Below are 320 nucleotides of genomic sequence, written 5' to 3'. Positions count from 1 at the left end.
GAAAGTTGCCCATGACGACCTGATCGTGGCGACTGCCGGCCGATCCTACTGGATCCTCGATGAGCTCAATGCCGTAAGAGAAGTTCAAGCCAAAGTCGAAAAAATCACGCTCTACACACCAGAAAAAGCCCTTTTGGGTAACTGGTATTCCAGTATGAACGGAGGAAATTTGGATGGATTCACCGGAACGGATCCTTTCCAAGGTCAAAATCCAGCCAACGGCATGGTGATCTACTTTCACTTACCAGAAACCTTTGCTGACAGCACCGAACTGACTTTGGAAATACTCGATGCCAAAGGCGAATTGGTAAGAAAGCTTA

1 protein-coding gene is annotated in these 320 nt (G+C 47.5%); it reads left to right on the top strand.

The features are described from left to right. The coding region (locus ACNKXV_RS13910; protein WP_417908317.1) for a hypothetical protein at positions 1–320 on the top strand (320 nt) is incomplete at both ends.

Source organism: Christiangramia aquimixticola, assembly GCF_048285835.1.
Taxonomy (GTDB): Bacteria; Bacteroidota; Bacteroidia; order Flavobacteriales; family Flavobacteriaceae; genus Christiangramia; species Christiangramia aquimixticola.
This window is presented reverse-complemented; position numbering and strand designations above follow the sequence as displayed.